Annotated in this window: 19 protein-coding genes; 15 read left to right on the top strand and 4 right to left on the bottom strand. The window is 69.6% G+C overall.

All coding sequences use genetic code 11. From position 1 onward, the window contains the following. Nucleotides 1-84: 84 nt before the first annotated feature. Genes ACFOY2_RS35585 through ACFOY2_RS35595 form a run of 3 tightly spaced genes read left to right on the top strand, consistent with a single transcriptional unit; the run spans nucleotide 85 to nucleotide 1,194 of the window. Nucleotides 85-492, top strand: coding sequence for a hypothetical protein (locus ACFOY2_RS35585; RefSeq protein WP_379532500.1), 408 nt, complete (start codon nucleotides 85-87; stop codon nucleotides 490-492). Next, nucleotides 489-758, top strand: a complete 270-nt coding sequence (locus tag ACFOY2_RS35590) for a hypothetical protein (RefSeq protein ID WP_379532501.1) — start codon at nucleotides 489-491, stop codon at nucleotides 756-758. Before ACFOY2_RS35585 ends, ACFOY2_RS35590 begins: the two co-directional genes overlap by 4 nt. A gap of 22 nt (nucleotides 759-780) precedes the next feature. After that, a complete protein-coding gene (locus ACFOY2_RS35595) occupies nucleotides 781-1,194 on the top strand; it encodes a hypothetical protein (protein WP_379532502.1) in 414 nt (137 codons plus the stop codon). A gap of 97 nt (nucleotides 1,195-1,291) precedes the next feature. Here ACFOY2_RS35595 and ACFOY2_RS35600 read toward each other — a convergent pair whose 3' ends face one another. Beyond that, the gene (locus tag ACFOY2_RS35600) at nucleotides 1,292-2,206 is read right to left on the bottom strand and encodes a hypothetical protein (protein WP_379532503.1); all 915 of its coding nucleotides are present in this window, start codon (nucleotides 2,204-2,206) and stop codon (nucleotides 1,292-1,294) included. A gap of 300 nt (nucleotides 2,207-2,506) precedes the next feature. Between ACFOY2_RS35600 and ACFOY2_RS35605 the strand changes: the two genes are divergently transcribed. Together ACFOY2_RS35605 and ACFOY2_RS35610 are read left to right on the top strand one after the other, a co-directional pair. Further along, nucleotides 2,507-3,400, top strand: a complete 894-nt coding sequence (locus ACFOY2_RS35605) for an FkbM family methyltransferase (protein ID WP_379532504.1) — start codon at nucleotides 2,507-2,509, stop codon at nucleotides 3,398-3,400. A 75-nt stretch (nucleotides 3,401-3,475) separates the two neighbouring features. After that, the gene (locus ACFOY2_RS35610; protein WP_379532505.1) at nucleotides 3,476-4,501 is read left to right on the top strand and encodes a metallophosphoesterase family protein; all 1,026 of its coding nucleotides are present in this window, start codon (nucleotides 3,476-3,478) and stop codon (nucleotides 4,499-4,501) included. Nucleotides 4,502-4,850: 349 nt separating this feature from the next. Here the strand turns inward: ACFOY2_RS35610 and ACFOY2_RS35615 are convergent, their stop codons facing one another. Genes ACFOY2_RS35615 through ACFOY2_RS35625 form a run of 3 tightly spaced genes read right to left on the bottom strand, consistent with a single transcriptional unit; the run spans nucleotide 4,851 to nucleotide 7,890 of the window. Continuing rightward, nucleotides 4,851-5,627 (bottom strand): DeoR/GlpR family DNA-binding transcription regulator, encoded by a 777-nt coding sequence (locus ACFOY2_RS35615; protein ID WP_357817806.1) that lies wholly within the window; start codon nucleotides 5,625-5,627, stop codon nucleotides 4,851-4,853. 15 nt (nucleotides 5,628-5,642) lie between these two features. Further along, nucleotides 5,643-6,647, bottom strand: a complete 1,005-nt coding sequence (gene pdxA, locus ACFOY2_RS35620) for a 4-hydroxythreonine-4-phosphate dehydrogenase PdxA (protein WP_379532506.1) — start codon at nucleotides 6,645-6,647, stop codon at nucleotides 5,643-5,645. A 1-nt stretch (nucleotide 6,648) separates the two neighbouring features. Then, a complete protein-coding gene (locus ACFOY2_RS35625; RefSeq protein ID WP_379532507.1) occupies nucleotides 6,649-7,890 on the bottom strand; it encodes a four-carbon acid sugar kinase family protein in 1,242 nt (413 codons plus the stop codon). 111 nt (nucleotides 7,891-8,001) lie between these two features. Between ACFOY2_RS35625 and ACFOY2_RS35630 the strand changes: the two genes are divergently transcribed. Genes ACFOY2_RS35630 through ACFOY2_RS35675 form a run of 10 tightly spaced genes read left to right on the top strand, consistent with a single transcriptional unit; the run spans nucleotide 8,002 to nucleotide 17,796 of the window. Beyond that, nucleotides 8,002-9,567, top strand: a complete 1,566-nt coding sequence (locus tag ACFOY2_RS35630) for an ABC transporter substrate-binding protein (protein ID WP_379532508.1) — start codon at nucleotides 8,002-8,004, stop codon at nucleotides 9,565-9,567. Nucleotides 9,568-9,572: 5 nt separating this feature from the next. After that, on the top strand, nucleotides 9,573-10,508 hold the full coding sequence (locus ACFOY2_RS35635; protein WP_379532509.1) for an ABC transporter permease: 936 nt from the start codon (nucleotides 9,573-9,575) through the stop codon (nucleotides 10,506-10,508). Then, nucleotides 10,505-11,356 carry an ABC transporter permease gene (locus ACFOY2_RS35640; protein WP_379532510.1) on the top strand — a complete coding sequence of 284 codons (852 nt, stop codon included), beginning with the start codon at nucleotides 10,505-10,507 and terminating at the stop codon, nucleotides 11,354-11,356. Before ACFOY2_RS35635 ends, ACFOY2_RS35640 begins: the two co-directional genes overlap by 4 nt. Nucleotides 11,357-11,361: 5 nt before the next feature. After that, nucleotides 11,362-12,141, top strand: a complete 780-nt coding sequence (locus tag ACFOY2_RS35645; RefSeq protein ID WP_379532511.1) for an ABC transporter ATP-binding protein — start codon at nucleotides 11,362-11,364, stop codon at nucleotides 12,139-12,141. Next, nucleotides 12,138-12,965, top strand: coding sequence for an ATP-binding cassette domain-containing protein (locus ACFOY2_RS35650; RefSeq protein WP_379532512.1), 828 nt, complete (start codon nucleotides 12,138-12,140; stop codon nucleotides 12,963-12,965). The genes ACFOY2_RS35645 and ACFOY2_RS35650 overlap by 4 nt, the downstream gene beginning before the upstream one ends. Then, complete coding sequence (locus ACFOY2_RS35655; RefSeq protein WP_379532513.1) at nucleotides 12,962-13,882, top strand: aldo/keto reductase; 921 nt, start codon at nucleotides 12,962-12,964, stop codon at nucleotides 13,880-13,882. The genes ACFOY2_RS35650 and ACFOY2_RS35655 overlap by 4 nt, the downstream gene beginning before the upstream one ends. Continuing rightward, nucleotides 13,879-14,964, top strand: coding sequence for a sialidase family protein (locus ACFOY2_RS35660; protein WP_379532514.1), 1,086 nt, complete (start codon nucleotides 13,879-13,881; stop codon nucleotides 14,962-14,964). Before ACFOY2_RS35655 ends, ACFOY2_RS35660 begins: the two co-directional genes overlap by 4 nt. Continuing rightward, nucleotides 14,964-15,728: an HpcH/HpaI aldolase family protein gene (locus ACFOY2_RS35665; RefSeq protein ID WP_379532515.1), complete on the top strand. Its 765-nt coding sequence runs from the start codon at nucleotides 14,964-14,966 to the stop codon at nucleotides 15,726-15,728. Before ACFOY2_RS35660 ends, ACFOY2_RS35665 begins: the two co-directional genes overlap by 1 nt. After that, nucleotides 15,725-16,639, top strand: a complete 915-nt coding sequence (locus ACFOY2_RS35670) for a phosphoglycerate dehydrogenase (RefSeq protein WP_379532516.1) — start codon at nucleotides 15,725-15,727, stop codon at nucleotides 16,637-16,639. Before ACFOY2_RS35665 ends, ACFOY2_RS35670 begins: the two co-directional genes overlap by 4 nt. After that, nucleotides 16,636-17,796, top strand: a complete 1,161-nt coding sequence (locus ACFOY2_RS35675) for an enolase C-terminal domain-like protein (RefSeq protein ID WP_379532517.1) — start codon at nucleotides 16,636-16,638, stop codon at nucleotides 17,794-17,796. Before ACFOY2_RS35670 ends, ACFOY2_RS35675 begins: the two co-directional genes overlap by 4 nt. Nucleotides 17,797-17,802: the final 6 nt, after the last annotated feature.

Raw genomic sequence — 17,802 nt, forward strand, 5'->3', positions numbered from 1 at the left:
TGCCTATCTCCGGAAGACGCATTTCTTCGAGCAATTGCGAGCAACTTCCTTGTCGATGGCCTTTTGTGCTTCTACCGTCGAGGCATGGCAGGTACACACACAACATCGCCGGCTGACAGTGATCTCCTGTGTCAGCCGATTTCGAAGGAGGAGGCGGCAGCCCAGAGTGCGGCCCTTGACCGGGTTCTGGAGCATCTGACGACCGCCGGCATCCACGCAGAACTGATCAAGCGGCGTACCGACCAATGCGCGCTCAAGCTCTACTCAAACGGCGAGACCCTTTGGCACCCACCAGAACTCATCGTCTACGCGGATGCCGGCCGGAGAATCGCCACGGTGACGATCGGTCCTCGCTCTGGTAGCTACGCGGTCGAGCTGGCCGGCGTCGGGCCCGGCAACCAACCGTTGGCCGACAGGGTCGAATTCGTCCCAGCGGCCAAACCACAGCACGTCGGCTTGTTGGTAGCGCAGAACACCGGAGCGCCCAAATGATCACCGTTGACGAACTGCGGGAGCGCTTCGGCAAGACGTGGGAGATCGCTACGGACTTGGCGCTCGGCGTGGCCGCGTGGCGGCACACAGACGTGACGAATGCCAGGTACAAGGCTGGATTGGTCAACGTCCTTCGCGGGTGGGACCTCGATGAGCTGGCCCAGAAGCTTGCCGAGCAGGACGACAGGTGGCGCGAGCATGCCGGGGCCGCCCCTCCCGCTCCCAAGCCGCGCGTCTTAGGTGGGAGTACAAGCGCCGGCCCATAACCATCCCACCTTGGAGAGCCCAGTGAACACCACTCAACCTCCCGCAACCCAGCACAGTCGCCCCAGAGAAATCATCTGGGAGTGGTCGCCCTTCGCGTCAGAAACGCTTCCCCTCGACGGGATCGAACACGGCTACATCGGGCGAATCCGCGCGTTCTCGCTGGTCCCTCGGGGGCGAAAGGTCGGCCTGCGCACTTATCTGCCGAACGCGGAGGGCCGCCCCCTCAAGGAACGGGAGTTCCCCGACTCCGACAAGGCCAAGATGGTAGCCCACGACATCCTGAAGGTGTTCATGGCCTGCCTCCTGGCCGCGCCCGAGACTCATCAGCAGGCATCCAAGAACGTCCCTGGCCCAAGAGGATCTGACCGCGCATCTAGCCTGGGTGCGACCCCCGACGAGGCCGGGCAGACGAACCCGCGTACGAGAAGGATGTGAGGTTTCCTGCCGATGCATCGCGCTTGCCCTACCCGCGATCGCAACCCTGGTCGGGGCGGTTCAGCGAAGGCCACGCGATTGATCAGGTCATTTCATGTCACGTGCGACCCGCGGCAGGTCCCAGCCGAGCCAACACCCCAGCCGCAAGCTTGCGCACGGTGAGGTCGTCGTCGCGAAGGCGTTCGACCAGCAGCTCTGCCAGTCTTGGGGTAGGACTGTGCCCCGTCACGCAGAGGTTCGTCACCGCATGACATGCCGCCGCTCGGATGGTGGTATGCGGTGAGACGAGCAGTCGCATGGCCAGATTGACCTGGGCCACTCGATCGTCAGCCAACAAGGAAATTATCCAGCCAGGCAGGCCATCCTCGTAAAGGGTGGCGCCCCATGGGGATTCGAGCAACATACTCGTTGTCTCAGCGGTGATCGTTTCGGCGAGTATGGTCAGCAGGCCGTCGTCTGGAGCATCGTCAGTCAGACAGAGAAAAGCGATGGCGGCGCCGAGCCGGGCCATGGGCGCCGCCCGGTCGTCTCTGATCACGTTCTCGGTCCAGGCCCGAGCCGGGGTGGTATCGCCGTCGGCGATGGCCAGCTGAGCAGCGGCCAACACCAGGTATGCCTGCACCAACGGGTCACTCTCCACCTCGTACCAGGCGCGCACGACGGCAATGATCCGAACAGCATCCCGAGACGCCAAGGCAACCGCATACGCCGCGCCAACCCGCACCCTGGGGTCAGGATCGCCGAGAAGTCCAATCAGGACATCCGCCGCATGGGTGATCAGCTCGCCAGTCGCCCGCAGCATTGGGCTGACCCGATGGCCCCATACCGTGTATACCTCCTTGAAATTCCCCCAGATATCCAACAGATCTTTGCGGCTGTAGCGCCGGAAGGGGTAGGACCGGCCAATGCGCCCCAGCAGGAACAGCGCACTGTAGCGATCATGGACATTCGAGTCCGCGGCCGCGGGGCCCACCCGGCCGATCACCTCGGCCGCCGCACGCAGGATCTCCACATCGTCGATCCCTCGGGGACGACCGGCCATCGTTCCTTCCCTCTCATTAGTAAATGCTCGTTCATTTATTAGAAAGCACAACCAGCCGGATGGCAACCGGGACGAGAGGGGTTCTGGTGCCGAGGTGCGATCGTGCCAGGTCGCAGTCGTCCCGCCAGATGACGGCGGCGATACGGGAAGGCCGACATAGGGCTTGTCGGGTTGATAGCTTTGTTCAGCATGCCCACTTCTATGAAGCGACTACGGCAAAACCTCGCCATCGGAATGATGCGCGCAGCCCGGGCGGCGAGTAGAAATCAGGTGACCCGCACCGTGCTGGGAGGCCGTAGCGTCCGGCGATTTCCGCTGGTCAACCGGCTGTACCACACGGTGTTCCGGCTGGGCGTAGCCGGCAACGATCAAGACGTGCGGGCGCGGTACCGGGGTGTCGTGCTGACCGGTCCGGTGTGGGACGCGACGATCATGCCGTCGATCTCGGCGGGATACTACGAGGAGTTCGAGGTCAGCGTCTTCGAGCAACTGGCCTCGGTGAGCCGCTCGATCGTCGACGTCGGCGCGAACATCGGCGCCTACGCCTGCACGGGCGCCGCCCGGTTGCCGCAAGACGGCAGATTGATCGCTTTCGAGCCGGTACCGGAGAACGTCGCCTACCTGCGGCGCAACGTCGAAGGCAACGAGCTCGCCGACCGCGTGACCGTGGAGCAGATGGCTGTCGGGGCCGTGCCCGGCGAGCTGACCGTCCACCTGTCGGGCGAGCAGTCCGGCAAACACTCGGCCGCCGTGGCCAACGTGGGGACGTCCGCCGGTGCCGTCACCGTGCCCATGACGTCGATCGACGCCTACCTCGACGGCAACGGCCTCGGGCCGCCCGACATCATCAAGATCGACGTTGAGGGTTACGAGGGCTTCGTGCTACAAGGCGCGGCTCGGACCCTGGACTCGGCGCCGACCCTGCTGTTCGAGGTGCATCCCGAGCTCCAGGCGAACTGCGGCGGAGACTCGGGCGAACTGCTCGACCTCGTCTTCGCCAGCTACCGCTGGGTCTTCCTGGTGGACGAGCTGGACAACATCCTGCGTCCGTGCACGCGAGCCGACCTCGACGACCCCGGCACTATCGGCCTCTACCGCTCCAACCTCGTGGCCATCGGCCGCCAGGAGCACCTGGACGCGGTCCGGCGATGGCACGACCTCTGACCACGGGCTCGGGTCGCCGGCGATCGGAGGATAATCCTTTGCGCGCCGAACTCAGGTCTGCCTAGGCTCGCCGGGGTGCGGCGTACTGTCATCATCGGCGACATCCACGGTTGTTTTGACGAACTACTCGAACTGCTCGAGAAAGTCGACCTCCGCCCGGACGACCTGCTGGTCAGTGTTGGCGATCTGGTCGACCGCGGCCCTGCCCCGGGCGAGGTGATCAGGCTTTTCCGTGAACGGCCGAACTCCGTCGTGGTCATGGGAAACCACGAGCGGAAGCATGTGCGCGCAATCTTCTCCTACGCGCAGGAGATCACGCGCCTGCAGCTGGGCGACCACTATGCGGAAACGGTCGACTGGATGCGCACGCTGCCGTACTTCTTCGAAAACGAGCACGTCCGTGTGGTGCATGCCGCGATGCTGCCCGGACTTGCGCTGCCCGAGCAGCGAGAGGAAATCCTCTGTGGCTCGACCCGCGGCGAGCGAGAGCTTGCCGCGCAGTTCCCGGACAGCTATTGGTACGAGCACTACACCGACCCCAAGCCGGTGGCGTTCGGCCATCATGTAGCCGGGCGCGAGCCGATGATCCGCGACGGCAGAATCTTCGGCCTGGACACCGGCGCCTGCCATGGCTGGAACCTGACGGCCTTGTGTGTTCCAGGATTCACGGTGCACTCGGTGGAGGCACACGCGGATCATTGGTCGATCGCCAAGCGACACTGGCAGTTGCCCGTACTGAAAACCAAGCCGTGGCATGACTTCACCTGGTCAGAGCTGGCCGAGGCGATCGCGCGGTTCTCATCGGGTCCTGACGCCGCCACACGTGACTGGCTGGAGAGGGTCGACAAGTGGGCCTCGGATCTGCGGTCGTCGATTCCGGCCTTGGTGGTTGCGGCGCATCGCCTCGCCGACGAACTCCCCACAAGCGAGCTGCGGCAGCATCCCGCCGCGCAGTTTCTGTTCCAAGCCCGTAACGGCCGGCTCGACCCAGCCAGCTTGGCCAGGCAGTGCTCAACACCCCGCAGAACAATCGGCTTGGCAGCCGCGTTGGGAGTGGTCGCCCCCAAACTTGACCTTGAATTCTCGGCTGACCTCCAATGAGCGGCTTTCACACGAGTCGGGGCCATGCGGGCGCACGTTTGGGGTCTCGCGATCGTCGGCCCCGTAGTGCCGGCGGGGCCCTGGACAGCAGGTAATTCACCGACGTGTTTTGGGGGCCGAGGATTTCGCGGCTTGGTGAAACGTGTGGCGAAGCGCTCAAGGAGGGCGACCGAGCGGAGCGAGGACGTTCAGGGGGCGGGCTTCAGCCCGTCTGGGAGGGCGCGCGAGCGGAGCGAGCACCGCTCGGGGCGGGTGTCCGGCGGGCAACCACGTCGTCGGGCAAGGGGTGGGTGTGCTGGGCCCACCTACCCCCGGTCGTCGGGTAACGGGGTGGGGGTGCTTGGGCCGTCTACTCTGCGGGGTCGACGGCTATGGTTTCTACGCCTCGTTGTTTGAAGGGTTCGAGGGTTTCGGGGGTGGCGGTGGAGTCGGTGACGAGGGTCCAGTGGTCGGGCATGCGGGCCCAGGCGTGGAACGGACGCCGGCCCAGTTTGGCGGCGTGTACCAGGACGTAGATGTGGCGTGAGCGTTCCATCATCAGTTCCTTGAAGCGCGTCTGTTGGAGGCTGGCCTCGCAAATGCCGTCCTCCGCCGTGACGCCGTCGGCGCCCAAGAAGACGCGGTCGAACGTCATCCGGCTCAGGGCCGCCTCCGCCAGGGGGCCGACGAAGCCCTGGCTGACGTGGCGCAGGGTGCCGCCCAGGCATTCGACGTGGATGCCGCTCGCCCCGGCGAGTTCCTGCAGGGCGTTCAGGCCCGTGGTGGCGACGGTGAGGTCGACGGCGTGCCTGAGTTCGTGGGCCAGGGCTCCGGTGGTGGAGCCCGAGTCCAGCAGGACGGTTTCGCCGGGACGGATCTGGGCCGCGGCCCAGGCGGCGATCGCCCGTTTGGCCTCGAAGGCCTCGCCGATGCGCTGGCGCAGCGAGGCCTCCGGGTGGGTGACGACGGCCATGGCGCCCCCGTAGGTGCGGGCCAGCAGCCCCGCGGCCTTGAGGTGGGCCAGGTCGCGGCGGATGGTGGAGGCCGTCACGCCCAGTTGGGCCGACAGCTCTTCGACACTGGCCAGGCCGGTGGTCGTGGCCAGGCGGACGATCTCGTCACGGCGTGCCTGTGCTGCGCGGCCCATCGATGGTCCCTCCCGTCACATGCCCTGCGCGGACGACAGCTCGGCCGCCTGGCGCAGGGCTTCGATCATGCTACCGGCGTCGGCCACGCCCTTTCCCGCGATGTCGAAAGCGGTTCCGTGGTCCACGGAGGTCCTGATCACGGGCAGGCCGACGGTGATGTTGACGCCCGCCTCAAGGCCGAGGATCTTGACGGGGCCGTGGCCCTGGTCGTGGTACATCGCCACGATGAGGTCGTAGTCGCCCCGGCCCGCAAGGAAGAAGGCGGTGTCGGCGGGGAGGGGGCCGTGGACGTCCACGCCCTGCGCGCGCAGCTTCTCGAGCGCGGGGACGATCTTCTCCTCTTCCTCCCCGTAGCCGAACAGGCCGTTCTCCCCTGCGTGCGGGTTGATGCCGCAGACGCCGATCTTCGGACGTTCGATGCCGGAGCCGCGGATGGCCATCTCGCCGCGCCGGATCGTCCGCTCCACCAGGCCCGGCTCGATCCGCGCGACCGCGTCGATCAGGCCGACGTGGGTGGTGACGTGAATGACCTTGACCTTGGGGGTGGCCAGCATCATGGAGACTTCCTCGGTGCCCGTCAGGTGCGCGAGGAGTTCGGTGTGGCCGGGGTAGATGTGGCCCGCCGCGTGCAGGGCCTCCTTGTTCAGGGGGGCCGTGCAGATCGCCTGGACGTCCCCGGCCATCGCCAGTTCGCTGGCCAGCCGTACGTACTCGTAGGCCGCGTTGCCGGCGACCGCCGACACCTCGCCCCAGGGGAGGTCCTCGGGCAGAAGCTCGGGGTCGATGACGTTGATGCGGCCCGGCCGGTCGAAGGTCGCCTCGCGGACGCTCGCCACGGTGACCACCTCCGGCTCGGCTCCGAGGGCGGCCGCGGCCTTGCGCAGGCGTCGGGCGTCGCCGATGACCACCGGCCGGCAGAGCCGGGACGTCTCGGGGGACATGAGCGCGCCGACGATGACCTCCGGGCCTACGCCGGAGCCGTCCCCCATGGTGAGGGCGATGAGAGGGGTGCTGCTCATTTCAGCCTTTCATGAGTACGAGGTCGGGTCTGAGATGGGTGGCTATGCGGAGGAGGCTGTCGCGGTCGCCGAAGCTGCCCGGGCGGGTGACGACCGAGGTGCCCTGAGGGGTCCGGCTGTGGACGGCGCCGTGGTGGATCTGGGTCACGGGGGTCAGTTCGCGCACGTCGAGCGCGTCCAGAACCCGCCGGGCAGTTTCACCACCGGTGAGAACAAGGTCGAGGTCCCCTGTTTGACCGCGCAGGGTCAGGGCTTGGCGGATGGTCTCGGCGAGGCTGGCGGTGAGGGTGGACGACTCAGCCCCTGCGGAGGTGGGGGTGATGGTGACGACGGTGAGGTGTCCGGCGGTCAAGGCGTCTTGGATCCGTCGTGCGGCGGCGTCTCGCGCGTTTCGCGCAAGTTCCTCCTGGCCGCTTTGCGCAAAAGCCGGATCTGAAGAGGGCCACGCGTCGAGCGTCACCTGCCGCGCCCCATGCTCCACCAGCACCTTGACCTGCTCCACCGCCCCCGGCTCCGCCGTCCCGACCACGACGAGCACCGGTCGATCGGACAGCGGCGGGGTGTCAGGGGCCGCCGGACCGGCGGTGTCCAGGGAACGGCCGAGGGCGGCGGCCAGCCCTCCGGCCCCGATCAGGCAAGCGCCAGGGTCTGCGGCCGACACGATGGCGTCCAGGTCGGCGTCCGTTTCCGCGTCGCACACGGCCACCCGCCCCGCCCCGGCGGCCTCGGCCAGGGCGAGAGCCAGGGCTTCGACACCGCCGCGGACGACGGCGAGGGGGACGAGCAACGACGGCACCCCGCCCAGGGCCGCGGCGACGGTGGCCGGGCAGGCGTCAGGACAGGAGGCCCAGGCGCGCGTTTCGCGCAGCGGCCTCCCGTCCACGTAGGGCACCCCGCCGACCACGACGCGCCCGGCCGACGGCAGCGCGGGCGTCAGCACCACGGGCGCCGGAATGGCCGCGACGGTGGCGGCGACGTTCCCGCGCAGCAGTGAGTCGATCTTGATGAAGACGCGCCGCCCGTCCGCGTGCCGCACCGCCTCCCCCACGATCTGTCCGGCCCGAGGATGGTGCCGGGTGTCGAGGTCGGCGACGAGCACGGGATCGGACCCGTACGGCGGCCCGGACAGCGCGATTCGCGCAGAACGTCCGCCGGACATGAGGACGGCCGCTACCTCCGCCGCCCCTGACAGATCGTCTGCCAGGGCGAAGACGGAGCCGATCCCCATGTTTGCGTAAATCACGCCGCGAGTATTGCACGAAACGCGCAGATTATGCCACAGTGACCCGAAAGTAACGCGGATGTTTCCCCGCACCCCCCAGAACGACATCTCACCTGTTCGATGGAGGGCTGAATGTCTCAGTCCACAAACCCGGAGGTTTCCCGCCGCGCGTTCCTGAGACTGGGCGCCGCGGCAGGCGCAGGGCTCTTGACGGGCTGCGCCGGACCCACCGGAAGTCCCGCGCCCGGCTCGATGGTCCTGGCGCTCAACCGCTCCCTGGTCTCACTGGACAACAAACTCAATCAGTTCGAGGCGGCCGTCACCGTGCAGCGCGGCGTGCGTCAGGCGCTGACCCGCATCGGCCCTGAGCTCACCCCGCAGCCGGTGCTCGCCGAACGTTTCGAGCTCACCTCCCCCACCGAGTGGACGGTTCGGCTGCGCCCGGCCGCCCGCTACTCCGACGGCTCCCCCGTCACCGCCAGGGACGTGGCGACGGCCCTGGAGATGTACCGGAAGGTGAACGGCTCGTTCATCGCCTCCTTCTTCCCCGAGTGGCCCGAGGTGATCGAGCAGGACCAGCTCACCTTCCGCCTGCGAACCGGCAAGCCGCTGCCGATCCTCGACTACCTGATGGCCAACATCCTCATCACCCCTTCGGGCGCCAACCAGGCGGCCGAGCTGCAGAGCGGCATCGGCAGCGGCCCGTACGCGGTGATGAGCGCCGACCGCGGCACCGGCGTCTACACCTTGCGCGCCAACCCGGCCTACTGGGGGCCGAAGCCGCGCGTCGACACGGTGCACGTGCGTTTCATCCAGGAGGAGTCGAGCCGCGTCGTGGCGCTGCGCAGCGGCGAGATCGACGTGATCGACACGATCTCGCCCGACTCGGCCGAGCAGCTGCGGAATCTGCCGGACGTCGCGCTGACCTCCTCCGTCGGCACCCGCATCAACCAGCTCTTCTTCAACTTCCGCAAGCCGGCCGGGCATCCCCTGGCCGACGCGCGGGTGCGCAGGGCGCTGACGTTCGCGGTGGACGGCAGGACGCTCGCCGAGGACGTCCTGCAGGGCACCGTGATCCCGGCCGAGGGCGTCGTCAGCCACATCCTGGCGGGCGCGGTCAAGACCGGCCGCTACGCCTACGACCCCGACATGGCCGGCAGGTTGCTGACCGAGGCCGGGGTCAGGCCGGGCGACCTCGACCTGAAGATCATCTGGGAGAGCGGCGAGTTCCCCAGCGACGCCCTGCTCATGGAGGGTGTGCAGGAGATGTTGCGGCGGATCGGCGTGCGGTGCACGTTGCAGCAGTTCGAGCCGGGCGGCGACATCTCCAAGTGGCGTCAGGGCCGGGCCGGCGATTGGGACATCCTGGGCAACGGCTTCTCCGTCCCGACCGGGCTGGCGTTCTCGGCGCTGCAGGGCATGTACGGCGGCACCGCGGAACGCGAGAAGACCCGCGACACCTACCACGGCTACGTGCAGCCGCAGGTGGTCAAGCTGCTCGAAAGCGCCGCCGAGGAGGTCGACGCGCGGGCCAGGGCCTCTGTCGTCGCCCAGGCCCAGCAGGCGGTCTGGGACACCTGGCCGTGTCTGTGGGCGTTCATCCCGCGCTCGCTGCTGGCGCACCGCAAGCGTGTAAGCGGCCTGTCGCTCGAACCGACCAATTCCTACGACCTCGCATCTCTGCGGCTGGACGGGTGAGCCCCATGATCGGTTATGCCGTGCGGCGGCTCGGGCAGAGCGTCCTGACGGTCTTCCTGACCGTGTCCACCGTGTTCGTGCTGATCAGGCTGGCTCCCGGCGATCCGGCCGCCGCGTTCGCCGGGCCGCTGGCCACGACCGAGGACCTGGCGAAGGTCCGGCAGATGTTCGGGCTGGAAGAGCCGCTGATCACGCAGTACGGGCTGTTCATCAAGAACCTGCTCACCGGGGACTTCGGCACCTCTTATTCCTTCCAGGCGCCGGCGCTCGACGTGGTCATGGGCCGAATGCCGTACACGATCACCCTGGCCGCCTCCGCCATCCTGGTGACGGCGCTGGTCGCGATCCCGCTGGGCGTGTGGATGGCGCGGCGCGCCGACACGCGCAGGGAGCTGGCGGCGAACGTGCTGACGATCGCCGGCCAGTCGATGCCGGAGTTCTGGACCGGCGTCATGCTGCTGACGCTGTTCGCGGTCGTGGTGCCGGTGTTGCCGGCGTCCGGGTTCGCCACGTGGGGCGGGCTGGTGCTGCCCACGGTCACGGTGGCGGTCCTGCAGATCGCGCTGATCTCGCGCCTGGTGCGGCGGGAGATGTGCGCGAACCTGGCCGCCCCCTATCTGACGGTGGCGCGCTCGCGCGGCGTCTCCTCCTTCGGCCTGACCTGGCGGTATGCGATGGCGAACTCGGCCATCCCGGTGCTGACCGCGCTGGGCACCCGTTTCGCCGCCATGGTGAACGGCGTGGTCGTGGTCGAGGTGGTCTTCGCCTGGCCGGGCGTCGGCTCGCTGGTGGTGCGGGCGCTGGAGACCAGGGACTATCCGCTCATCCAGGCCACGGTGCTGGTCACGGCCGCCGCCGCGGTGCTGGTGCAGTTCCTGGTCGACCTGGCCTACTCCGTGCTCGATCCCCGCATTCGCCTAGGAAAGGCGGTCAGCCGATGACCACCGCCGTCACCCCCGCGCTTCTGGCCGGGGCCGCCGTCACGCGGCGGCGCCGGGGCAGGAAGCTCAAGCTCTGGGCCGGCTCGGTGTGCACCGCGATCGTGGTGCTGCCGGTGGCGCTGGCCAACCTGCTCCCGATTCCGGGGCCCGACCAGCAGGATCTGGGTTCGCGGCGGCTGGCCCCGCTGACGGACGGGCACCTGTTCGGCACCGACCAGCTCGGCCGCGACCTGCTGGCCAGGGTGCTGCACGGCGGGCAGGTGTCGCTGCTGATCGGCGTGCTCGCCGTGCTGGTGTCGGGGATCGTCGGCATCCTGGCGGGCTCGGCCGCCGGGTACTTCGGCGGTTGGGTGGACGCGGTCGTCTCCCGGCTGCTGGAGGCGCAGCTCTCGCTGCCGCTGCTGATGATGTTGCTGCTCGTGGTGGCCCTGTTCGGCGCGTCCGTGCCGGTGATCACGATGGTCATCGCGCTGGCGCAGTGGCCGGAGGTGGCGCGGATCGCGCGGTCGCTGGTGCTGGTCGAACGGGAGAAACCGTATGTGGACGCCGCCCGCATGCTCGGCCTGCGCCGGGCGGGCGTGCTGGCCGTCCACGTCATCCCGAACATCATCAGGCGCGCCGGGCTGGTCGTCCTGCTGCTGCTGGCTCAGGCGGTGCTGCTGGAGAGCGCGCTCAGCTATCTCGGGGCGGGCCCGCAGCGGCCGTTCGCGACCTGGGGGCGGATCATCTCCGACGGCCAGGACTACGTCACCACGTCGTGGTGGCTGGTGACGCTGCCGGGGCTGGTGATCGTGCTGCTGGTCGTGGGCGTGAACCTGGTCGGCGACGCCCTGTACGAGCGGAGGTGAGGGACATGCTGGACGTGACGGACCTGCGGGTCGAGCTGATGACCGAGCGCGGCGTGGTCAAGGCGGTGGACGGGGTGTCGTTCTCGATCGAGTCGGGCGAGACCGTGACCATCATCGGCGAGTCGGGCTCGGGCAAGTCGACGACGGCGATGGGCGTGCTGCGGCTGCTGCCCGACGACGAGGCGGCCGTATCCGGAAAAATCGTGATTGATGGCCATGATGTGGTGGGCAACCCCCGAGCGGCGGCCCGGCTGCGCGGCGACAAGGTCGTGCTGATCCCGCAGGACCCGATGACGGCGCTCAGCCCGGTCCACACCATCGGCGGCCAGCTCGGCGAGGCCGTCCGGCTGCGCGACCCGAGCCTGTCCAGGAAGGCCGCGGCCGACCGCGCGGCCGACCTGCTCGGCCAGGTCGGCATCCCCGACCCTCGACGGCAGCTCGGCCGGCACCCCCACCAGCTCTCCGGCGGCATGCTCCAGCGGGTGCTGATCGCGATCGCGCTGGCCGGGCGGCTGCGACTGCTGGTCGCCGACGAGCCCACCAGCGCGCTGGACGTGACCGTGCAGGCGGCCATCCTCGACCTGCTGCTGAGGCTGCAGGAGGAGACCGGGATGGGGATCTTGATGATCACGCACGACCTCGGGGTGGCGCGGCTGGTGTCCGACCGCGTCCACGTCATGAAGGACGGGAGATTCGTGGAGAGCGGCGAGGTGGAACAGATCGTGGACGAGCCCCGGGAGGACTACACCCGGTCGCTGCTGAGCGCCGTGCCGAGGTTCCGATGAGCGGCGCGCTGCTGGAGGTGCGCGACCTCGTCGTCGAGTACGCCACGGGCCGCGAGCGCTTCCGCGCCGTGGACGGCGTCAGCTTCTCCGTGAACAGGGGCGGCAGCCTGGCCGTCGTCGGCGAGTCGGGCTGCGGCAAGTCCACGATCGCCAGGTCGCTGGTGCGGCTGCTCACCCCGACCTCGGGCGAGGTGCTGCTGGACGGCCAGGACCTGGCCCGCATGAACGAGCGGCGGCTGCGGCCGATCAGATCCCGCATCCAGATGGTCTTCCAGGACCCCTACGGCTCCCTGGACCCGCGCATGACGGCCGCCGAGATCGTGGGCGAGCCGCTCAAGCTGCGCGGCGTGCGATCCGGGGCCGAACGCGAGCGGGAGGCGGCCGGGCTGCTCGACCGGGTGGGCCTGCCGTCGAGCGCGCTGGGACGGCGGCCCGCGGAGTTCTCCGGCGGCCAGCGCCAGCGGATCGGCATCGCCAGGGCGCTGGCCAGCCGCCCCGAGGTGCTGGTCTGCGACGAGGCCACCAGCGCGCTGGACGTGTCCGTGCAGGCCCAGGTGCTGGCGCTGCTCAACGAGCTGCGCAGGGAGAGCGGGCTGACGTATGTGTTCATCTCGCACAACCTGGGCGTGGTGCGGGAGATCAGCGACGAGGTGCTGGTGATGCGGGCGGGCCGGATGGTCGAGCACGGCCCCACCGGCGAGGTGCTCGCAGAACCCCGGGAACCCTACACGCGGGCGCTGCGCGCGGCGGCGCTCGATCCGACGACCATGCGGGGGCGCAAGCCGCGCGATGTGCTCGCCGCAGCGAAAGGAGTGACCCGATGACCCCCGAACCGGTGCTCGGCACCATGACGTTCGGTGACACCGTGGACGCCGAGACCGCGGGCCTGATGCTCGACCACGCGCTCGAGGCCGGGGTGACCGGCGTCGACACGGCCAACGGCTACGCCGGCGGGGCCGCGGAGGAGATCCTCGGCACCCTGCTGCGGGGCCGTCGCGATCGGGTGGTGCTGGCGACCAAGGCCGGCATCCCGCACCCCGACGCGGGCGGGCACGCGCCGCTCTCCCCCGCCGGGCTGCGGGCCTGCCTGGAGGGCAGCCTGCGGCGGCTGGGCGTGGAGCACGTGGACCTGTTCTACCTGCACCAGCCCGACCGGGCCACGCCGCTGGAGGACACCCTGGCCACGGTCGCCGAGCTGATCGCGGAGGGCAAGATCGGCAGCTTGGGGGTGTCCAACTACGCCGCCTGGCAGATCGCCGGCATCACGCCGCGCCCGGTGGTGGCCCAGCAGCTCTACAACCTGCTGGCCAGAAGGATCGAGGACGAGTACGCCGAGTTCGCCCTCACCACCGGCCTGCGCACGATGGTCTACAACCCGCTGGGCGGCGGTTTGCTGACCGGCAGGCACCGCTTCGACCAGGCCCCGGACAAGGGCCGTTTCGGCGATTCGCGGCTGGCGGCGATGTACCGGGAACGGTACTGGGACGCGGAGTTGTTCAAGGCCGTCGAGACGCTCGACGCGATCGCCGCCGGGGCCGGGATCCCCCTGGCCGAGCTGTCACTGCGCTGGCTGACCGGCAAGCCGGTGGTCGACGCGGTGCTGATCGGCGCCTCCGGACTCGGCCACCTGCGCGCCAACCTGGCCGCGCTGGCCGCAGGGCCGCTGCCGGACGACGTGGCCGCCGCCTGCGACGCCGTGGGCGACGGCCTGCGCGGCCCGATGCCGAGGTACAACCGATGATCACTGACCTGCTGCCCACCCCCACGGTGCAGGCGCACGCGGCCAACCTGATGCCGCTGCCCGGCGGTGATCTCGGGTGCGTCTGGTTCGGCGGCACCCAAGAGGGTATGTCGGACATATCTATCTGGTTCTCGCGGCAGAGCGGCGACGGCGGCGCCTGGTCGGCGCCCGTGCGGCTGTCCGACGACGACACCCGTTCCGAGCAGAACCCCGTCCTGTTCCCCGCCCCCGACGGCGCGCTGTGGCTGCTCTACACCGCCCAGCACGCGGGCGACCAGGACACCGCCGAGGTCAGGATGCGCGTCTCGGCGGACGGCGGCGCGAGCTGGGGCCCGGTCCGCACGCTCATCCCCGCCGACCCCGACGGCGGCGTGTTCGTCCGCCAGCCGATCGTGGTCCTGGAGGAGTGCTGGCTGCTGCCGGTCTTCCGCTGCAAGCGGCCCGCCACCGGCAAGTGGGCCGGCGACCACGACACCAGCGCCCTGTACGTCTCGCGCGACGGCGGGAGGACCTGGGCGCACCAGGAGATCCCCGGCAGCACCGGCTGCGTGCACATGAACGTCGTCCCCCTGAGCGACGGCACGCTGCTCGCGCTGTTCCGCAGCCGCTGGGCCGACCACGTCCACGAGTCCAGGTCGCAGGACGGCGGCAGGACCTGGAGCGCCCCCGAACCGACCGCGCTGCCCAACAACAACTCCTCCATCCAGGCCACCCGCCTGGCCGACGGGCGGGTGGCGCTGGTGTTCAACAACAGCAGCAGGGCCGACGCCACCGAGCGCCGCGTCTCGCTCTACGACGAGATCGAGGGCCACGGGCAGAGCAGCCAGGGGGCCGCGTTCTGGGGGGCGCCTCGGGCCCCGCTGTCGCTCGCGCTGTCGTCCGACGGCGGGCGCACCTGGCCCGACGTGAGCGACCTCGAAACGGGCGACGGCTACTGCATGACCAACAACTCGCGTGAGGGGCTCAACAGAGAGTTGTCGTACCCGTCGATCACGCAGACCCCCGACGGCGAACTACACGTCGCCTACACCTACCACCGCAAAGTGATCAAGCACGTCCGCATCGGCGTAGAGGAGATTTGATGACCGCGGCCGAGTTCGCCAGAAAGATCCGCAACAGAGAACGTTGCATCGGCTACTGGGTCGTACTGGACGCCCCCATCGCCACCGAGCGCCTGGCCCGGCTCGGCTACGACTACGTCGCGCTGGACGGCCAGCACGGCCTGATCGGCAACGACGGTCTGCTGTCGGGCCTGATGGCCGTGGACGCGGGCGGCCGTTCGGTCGGCATGGTGCGCGTCGAGTCGGGCGACCCGGCGGTCATCGGCCGGGCCCTGGACTTCGGCGCGGGCGGCGTGATCGTGCCGCTGGTCGACACGGCCGAGGACGCGGCCCGCGCGGTCTCCGCCGCCCGCTACCCTGCCGGGGGCCGCCGCTCCTACGGGCCGATGCGCTCGATGCTGCGGATCGGCCCCACCCCGGCGGAGGCCGACGACAGCGTGCTGGTCCTGGCGATGATCGAGACGCCGCAGGGGCTGGCTGACATCGAGGCCATCTGCGCCACGCCCGGCCTGGACGGCGTGTACGTCGGCCCGTCCGACCTGTGCCTGGCCGTCGGCGGCAGGTTCCCGAACGACCCCGAGGTCGCCGAGGTGTTCGAGGCGGCGCTTGCGAAGGTCAGGAACACCGCCAGGGACGCCGGGATCGCGGCCGGGATCCACAACCCCGGCGGCGAGCAGGCCGCGCGCCGCCTGGCCGAGGGGTTCACCTTCGCCACCGTCGCCTCCGACCTCGTCCACCTGGAGCAGGCCGCGGCCGCGCATCTGAAGGCCGCGAGGGGCGAATGAGGGTCCTGGTCACCACGCCCACGTTCGCCAAACACTCGCAGGAGCCGCTGCGGGTGCTGCGCGAGGGCGGCTGCGTGGTCGAGCACGGCGGGCTGGAGCGCGTCGCCGGCGCCGAGGCGGTGATCGTCGGCCTGGACGCCGTCACCGCCGAGGTCATCGAGGCGGGCCGGGGGTTGCGGGTCATCGCCAAGCACGGCGTCGGCGTGGACACCATCGACGTCGAGGCGGCCAGGTCGCGCGGCGTCCCCGTGGTGTACGCGCCGGGCAGCAACTCGCGCGCCGTGGCCGAGCTGGCGTTCGGCCTCATGCTGGCCGCCGCCAGGAAGATCGCCCAGTCGGACGCGGCCATCCGCGCCGGCGGCTGGCCCAAGCTGTTCGGCCCCGAACTGGTCGGCAAGACCCTCGGGATCATCGGCTACGGCCGCATCGGCCGTCTGGTGGCCGGCTACGCCCGCGCCTTCGGCATGACGGTCGTGGTCCACGACCCGTACGCGACGCTCGGCGGCGAGGTGCGGGCGGCCGGGCTGGCCGAGTGCCTGGCCGAAGCCGACTACGTCAGCCTGCACCTGCCCGCCACGCCGGGCGCGCCCCCGCTGCTCGGCCGGGCGGAGCTGGAGTCGATGAAGCCGGGCGCGATCCTGGTCAACACCTCCAGGGGCGGCCTGGTCGACGAGGAGGCCCTGGCGGAGCTGCTGCACGCGGGCCGGCTGGGCGGGGCGGCGCTGGACGCCTTCGCCGACGAGCCGCCCTCGGCCGGCAGCCCGCTGCGCGACGCGCCGAACACCGTCATGAGCGCCCACATCGGCGCCTGCACCTACGAGGCCAACAGGGACATGGGCGTGATGGTCGCGCAGGACGTGCTGCGCGTGCTGCGGGGCGAGACGCCGATGAACGAATGGAAGAGCGCATGAAGATCGACAGGGTCCGGATCGACCGGGCCACGTTCGAGATGACCGACTTCGCCAAGCACCCGACCGGGTTCTCGCTGGTCTACCAGCCGGGCAGCCGCAAGACGGTCAGCGCGTACGCCATACGCGTCCACACCGACCAGGGCGTGACCGGCGAGTACGTCGGCGGGAACTCCGTCGGCGCGGCCCAGGTCAACATGTTCGGCAAATACCTGATCGGCAAGGACCCCTTCCAGCGCGAGCTCATCTACAACGACGTCAAGCGGCAGCTCCGCAAGTTCGACAAAATGGGCATGGGGCTGATCGACATCGCCCTGTGGGACCTGATGGGGCGGGCCTTCGGGGTGCCGATCCGTACCCTGCTCGGCGGCTGGAAGACGCGGCTGCCCGCCTACGCCTCCACGGCGGCCGGCGACCGCGCGGGCGGGCTGGACAGCGCCGAGGCGTACGCCGACTTCGCCGTCCAGTGCAAGGAGCTGGGCTACCGGGCCTACAAGCTGCACGTCTGGGACGACTACACGATCCCCGAGGTCGTCAAGACGATCCAGGCGGTGCGCGACGCGGTCGGGCCCGACATGGACCTCATGCTGGACCCGGGGTCGAAGCTGGAGACCTTCGCGCACGCGGTGCAGGTGGGGCGGGCCTGCGACGAGGCCGGCTACCTGTGGCTGGAGGACCCGTACAAGGACACCGGCATCTCCATCCAGGGCCACAAGCGGCTGCGGGAGCTGATCAGGACGCCGCTGCTGCAGACCGAGCACGTACGCGGCCTGGAGCAGCACGTCGACTTCATCTGCGGCGGCGGCACCGACTTCGTGCGCGCCGACGCGGAGTACGACGGCGGCGTCACCGGCGCCCTCAAGATCGCGCACGCGACCGAGGGGTTCGGGCTCGACGTCGAGCTGCACACGCCCGGCCCCGTGCAGCGCCAGCTCATGGCCTCCATCAGGAACACCAACTACTACGAGATGTCCTTCGTGCACCCGAAGTCCTCGGAGATCGGGCGCAGCCAGCTCATCTACGCCGACGACTACCGCGACGGCCTGACGGCGATCGGCTCGGACGGCTGCGTGCCCGTCCCCGAGGGGCCCGGCATCGGCGTCACCTACGACTGGGACGTGATCGCCGCGCACACGGTCGACACAGTGGAATTCTCGTAAATGGCT

Origin of the sequence: Nonomuraea purpurea, from assembly GCF_042650645.1 — a bacterium.
Lineage (GTDB): Bacteria > Actinomycetota > Actinomycetes > Streptosporangiales > Streptosporangiaceae > Nonomuraea > Nonomuraea purpurea.

Excerpts from the sequence above, each read along its gene's own strand:
- ACFOY2_RS35585 (WP_379532500.1), top strand. The coding sequence starts at position 85 with ATGGCAGGTACACACACAACATCGCCGGCTGACAGTGATCTCCTGTGT.
- ACFOY2_RS35590 (WP_379532501.1), top strand. The coding sequence starts at position 489 with ATGATCACCGTTGACGAACTGCGGGAGCGCTTCGGCAAGACGTGGGAG.
- ACFOY2_RS35615 (WP_357817806.1), bottom strand. The coding sequence starts at position 5,627 with ATGGGCCGCGCAGCACAGGCACGCCGTGACGAGATCGTCCGCCTGGCC.
- pdxA (WP_379532506.1), bottom strand. The coding sequence starts at position 6,647 with ATGAGCAGCACCCCTCTCATCGCCCTCACCATGGGGGACGGCTCCGGC.
- ACFOY2_RS35630 (WP_379532508.1), top strand. The coding sequence starts at position 8,002 with ATGTCTCAGTCCACAAACCCGGAGGTTTCCCGCCGCGCGTTCCTGAGA.
- ACFOY2_RS35635 (WP_379532509.1), top strand. The coding sequence starts at position 9,573 with ATGATCGGTTATGCCGTGCGGCGGCTCGGGCAGAGCGTCCTGACGGTC.
- ACFOY2_RS35640 (WP_379532510.1), top strand. The coding sequence starts at position 10,505 with ATGACCACCGCCGTCACCCCCGCGCTTCTGGCCGGGGCCGCCGTCACG.
- ACFOY2_RS35645 (WP_379532511.1), top strand. The coding sequence starts at position 11,362 with ATGCTGGACGTGACGGACCTGCGGGTCGAGCTGATGACCGAGCGCGGC.
- ACFOY2_RS35650 (WP_379532512.1), top strand. The coding sequence starts at position 12,138 with ATGAGCGGCGCGCTGCTGGAGGTGCGCGACCTCGTCGTCGAGTACGCC.
- ACFOY2_RS35655 (WP_379532513.1), top strand. The coding sequence starts at position 12,962 with ATGACCCCCGAACCGGTGCTCGGCACCATGACGTTCGGTGACACCGTG.
- ACFOY2_RS35660 (WP_379532514.1), top strand. The coding sequence starts at position 13,879 with ATGATCACTGACCTGCTGCCCACCCCCACGGTGCAGGCGCACGCGGCC.
- ACFOY2_RS35665 (WP_379532515.1), top strand. The coding sequence starts at position 14,964 with ATGACCGCGGCCGAGTTCGCCAGAAAGATCCGCAACAGAGAACGTTGC.
- ACFOY2_RS35670 (WP_379532516.1), top strand. The coding sequence starts at position 15,725 with ATGAGGGTCCTGGTCACCACGCCCACGTTCGCCAAACACTCGCAGGAG.
- ACFOY2_RS35675 (WP_379532517.1), top strand. The coding sequence starts at position 16,636 with ATGAAGATCGACAGGGTCCGGATCGACCGGGCCACGTTCGAGATGACC.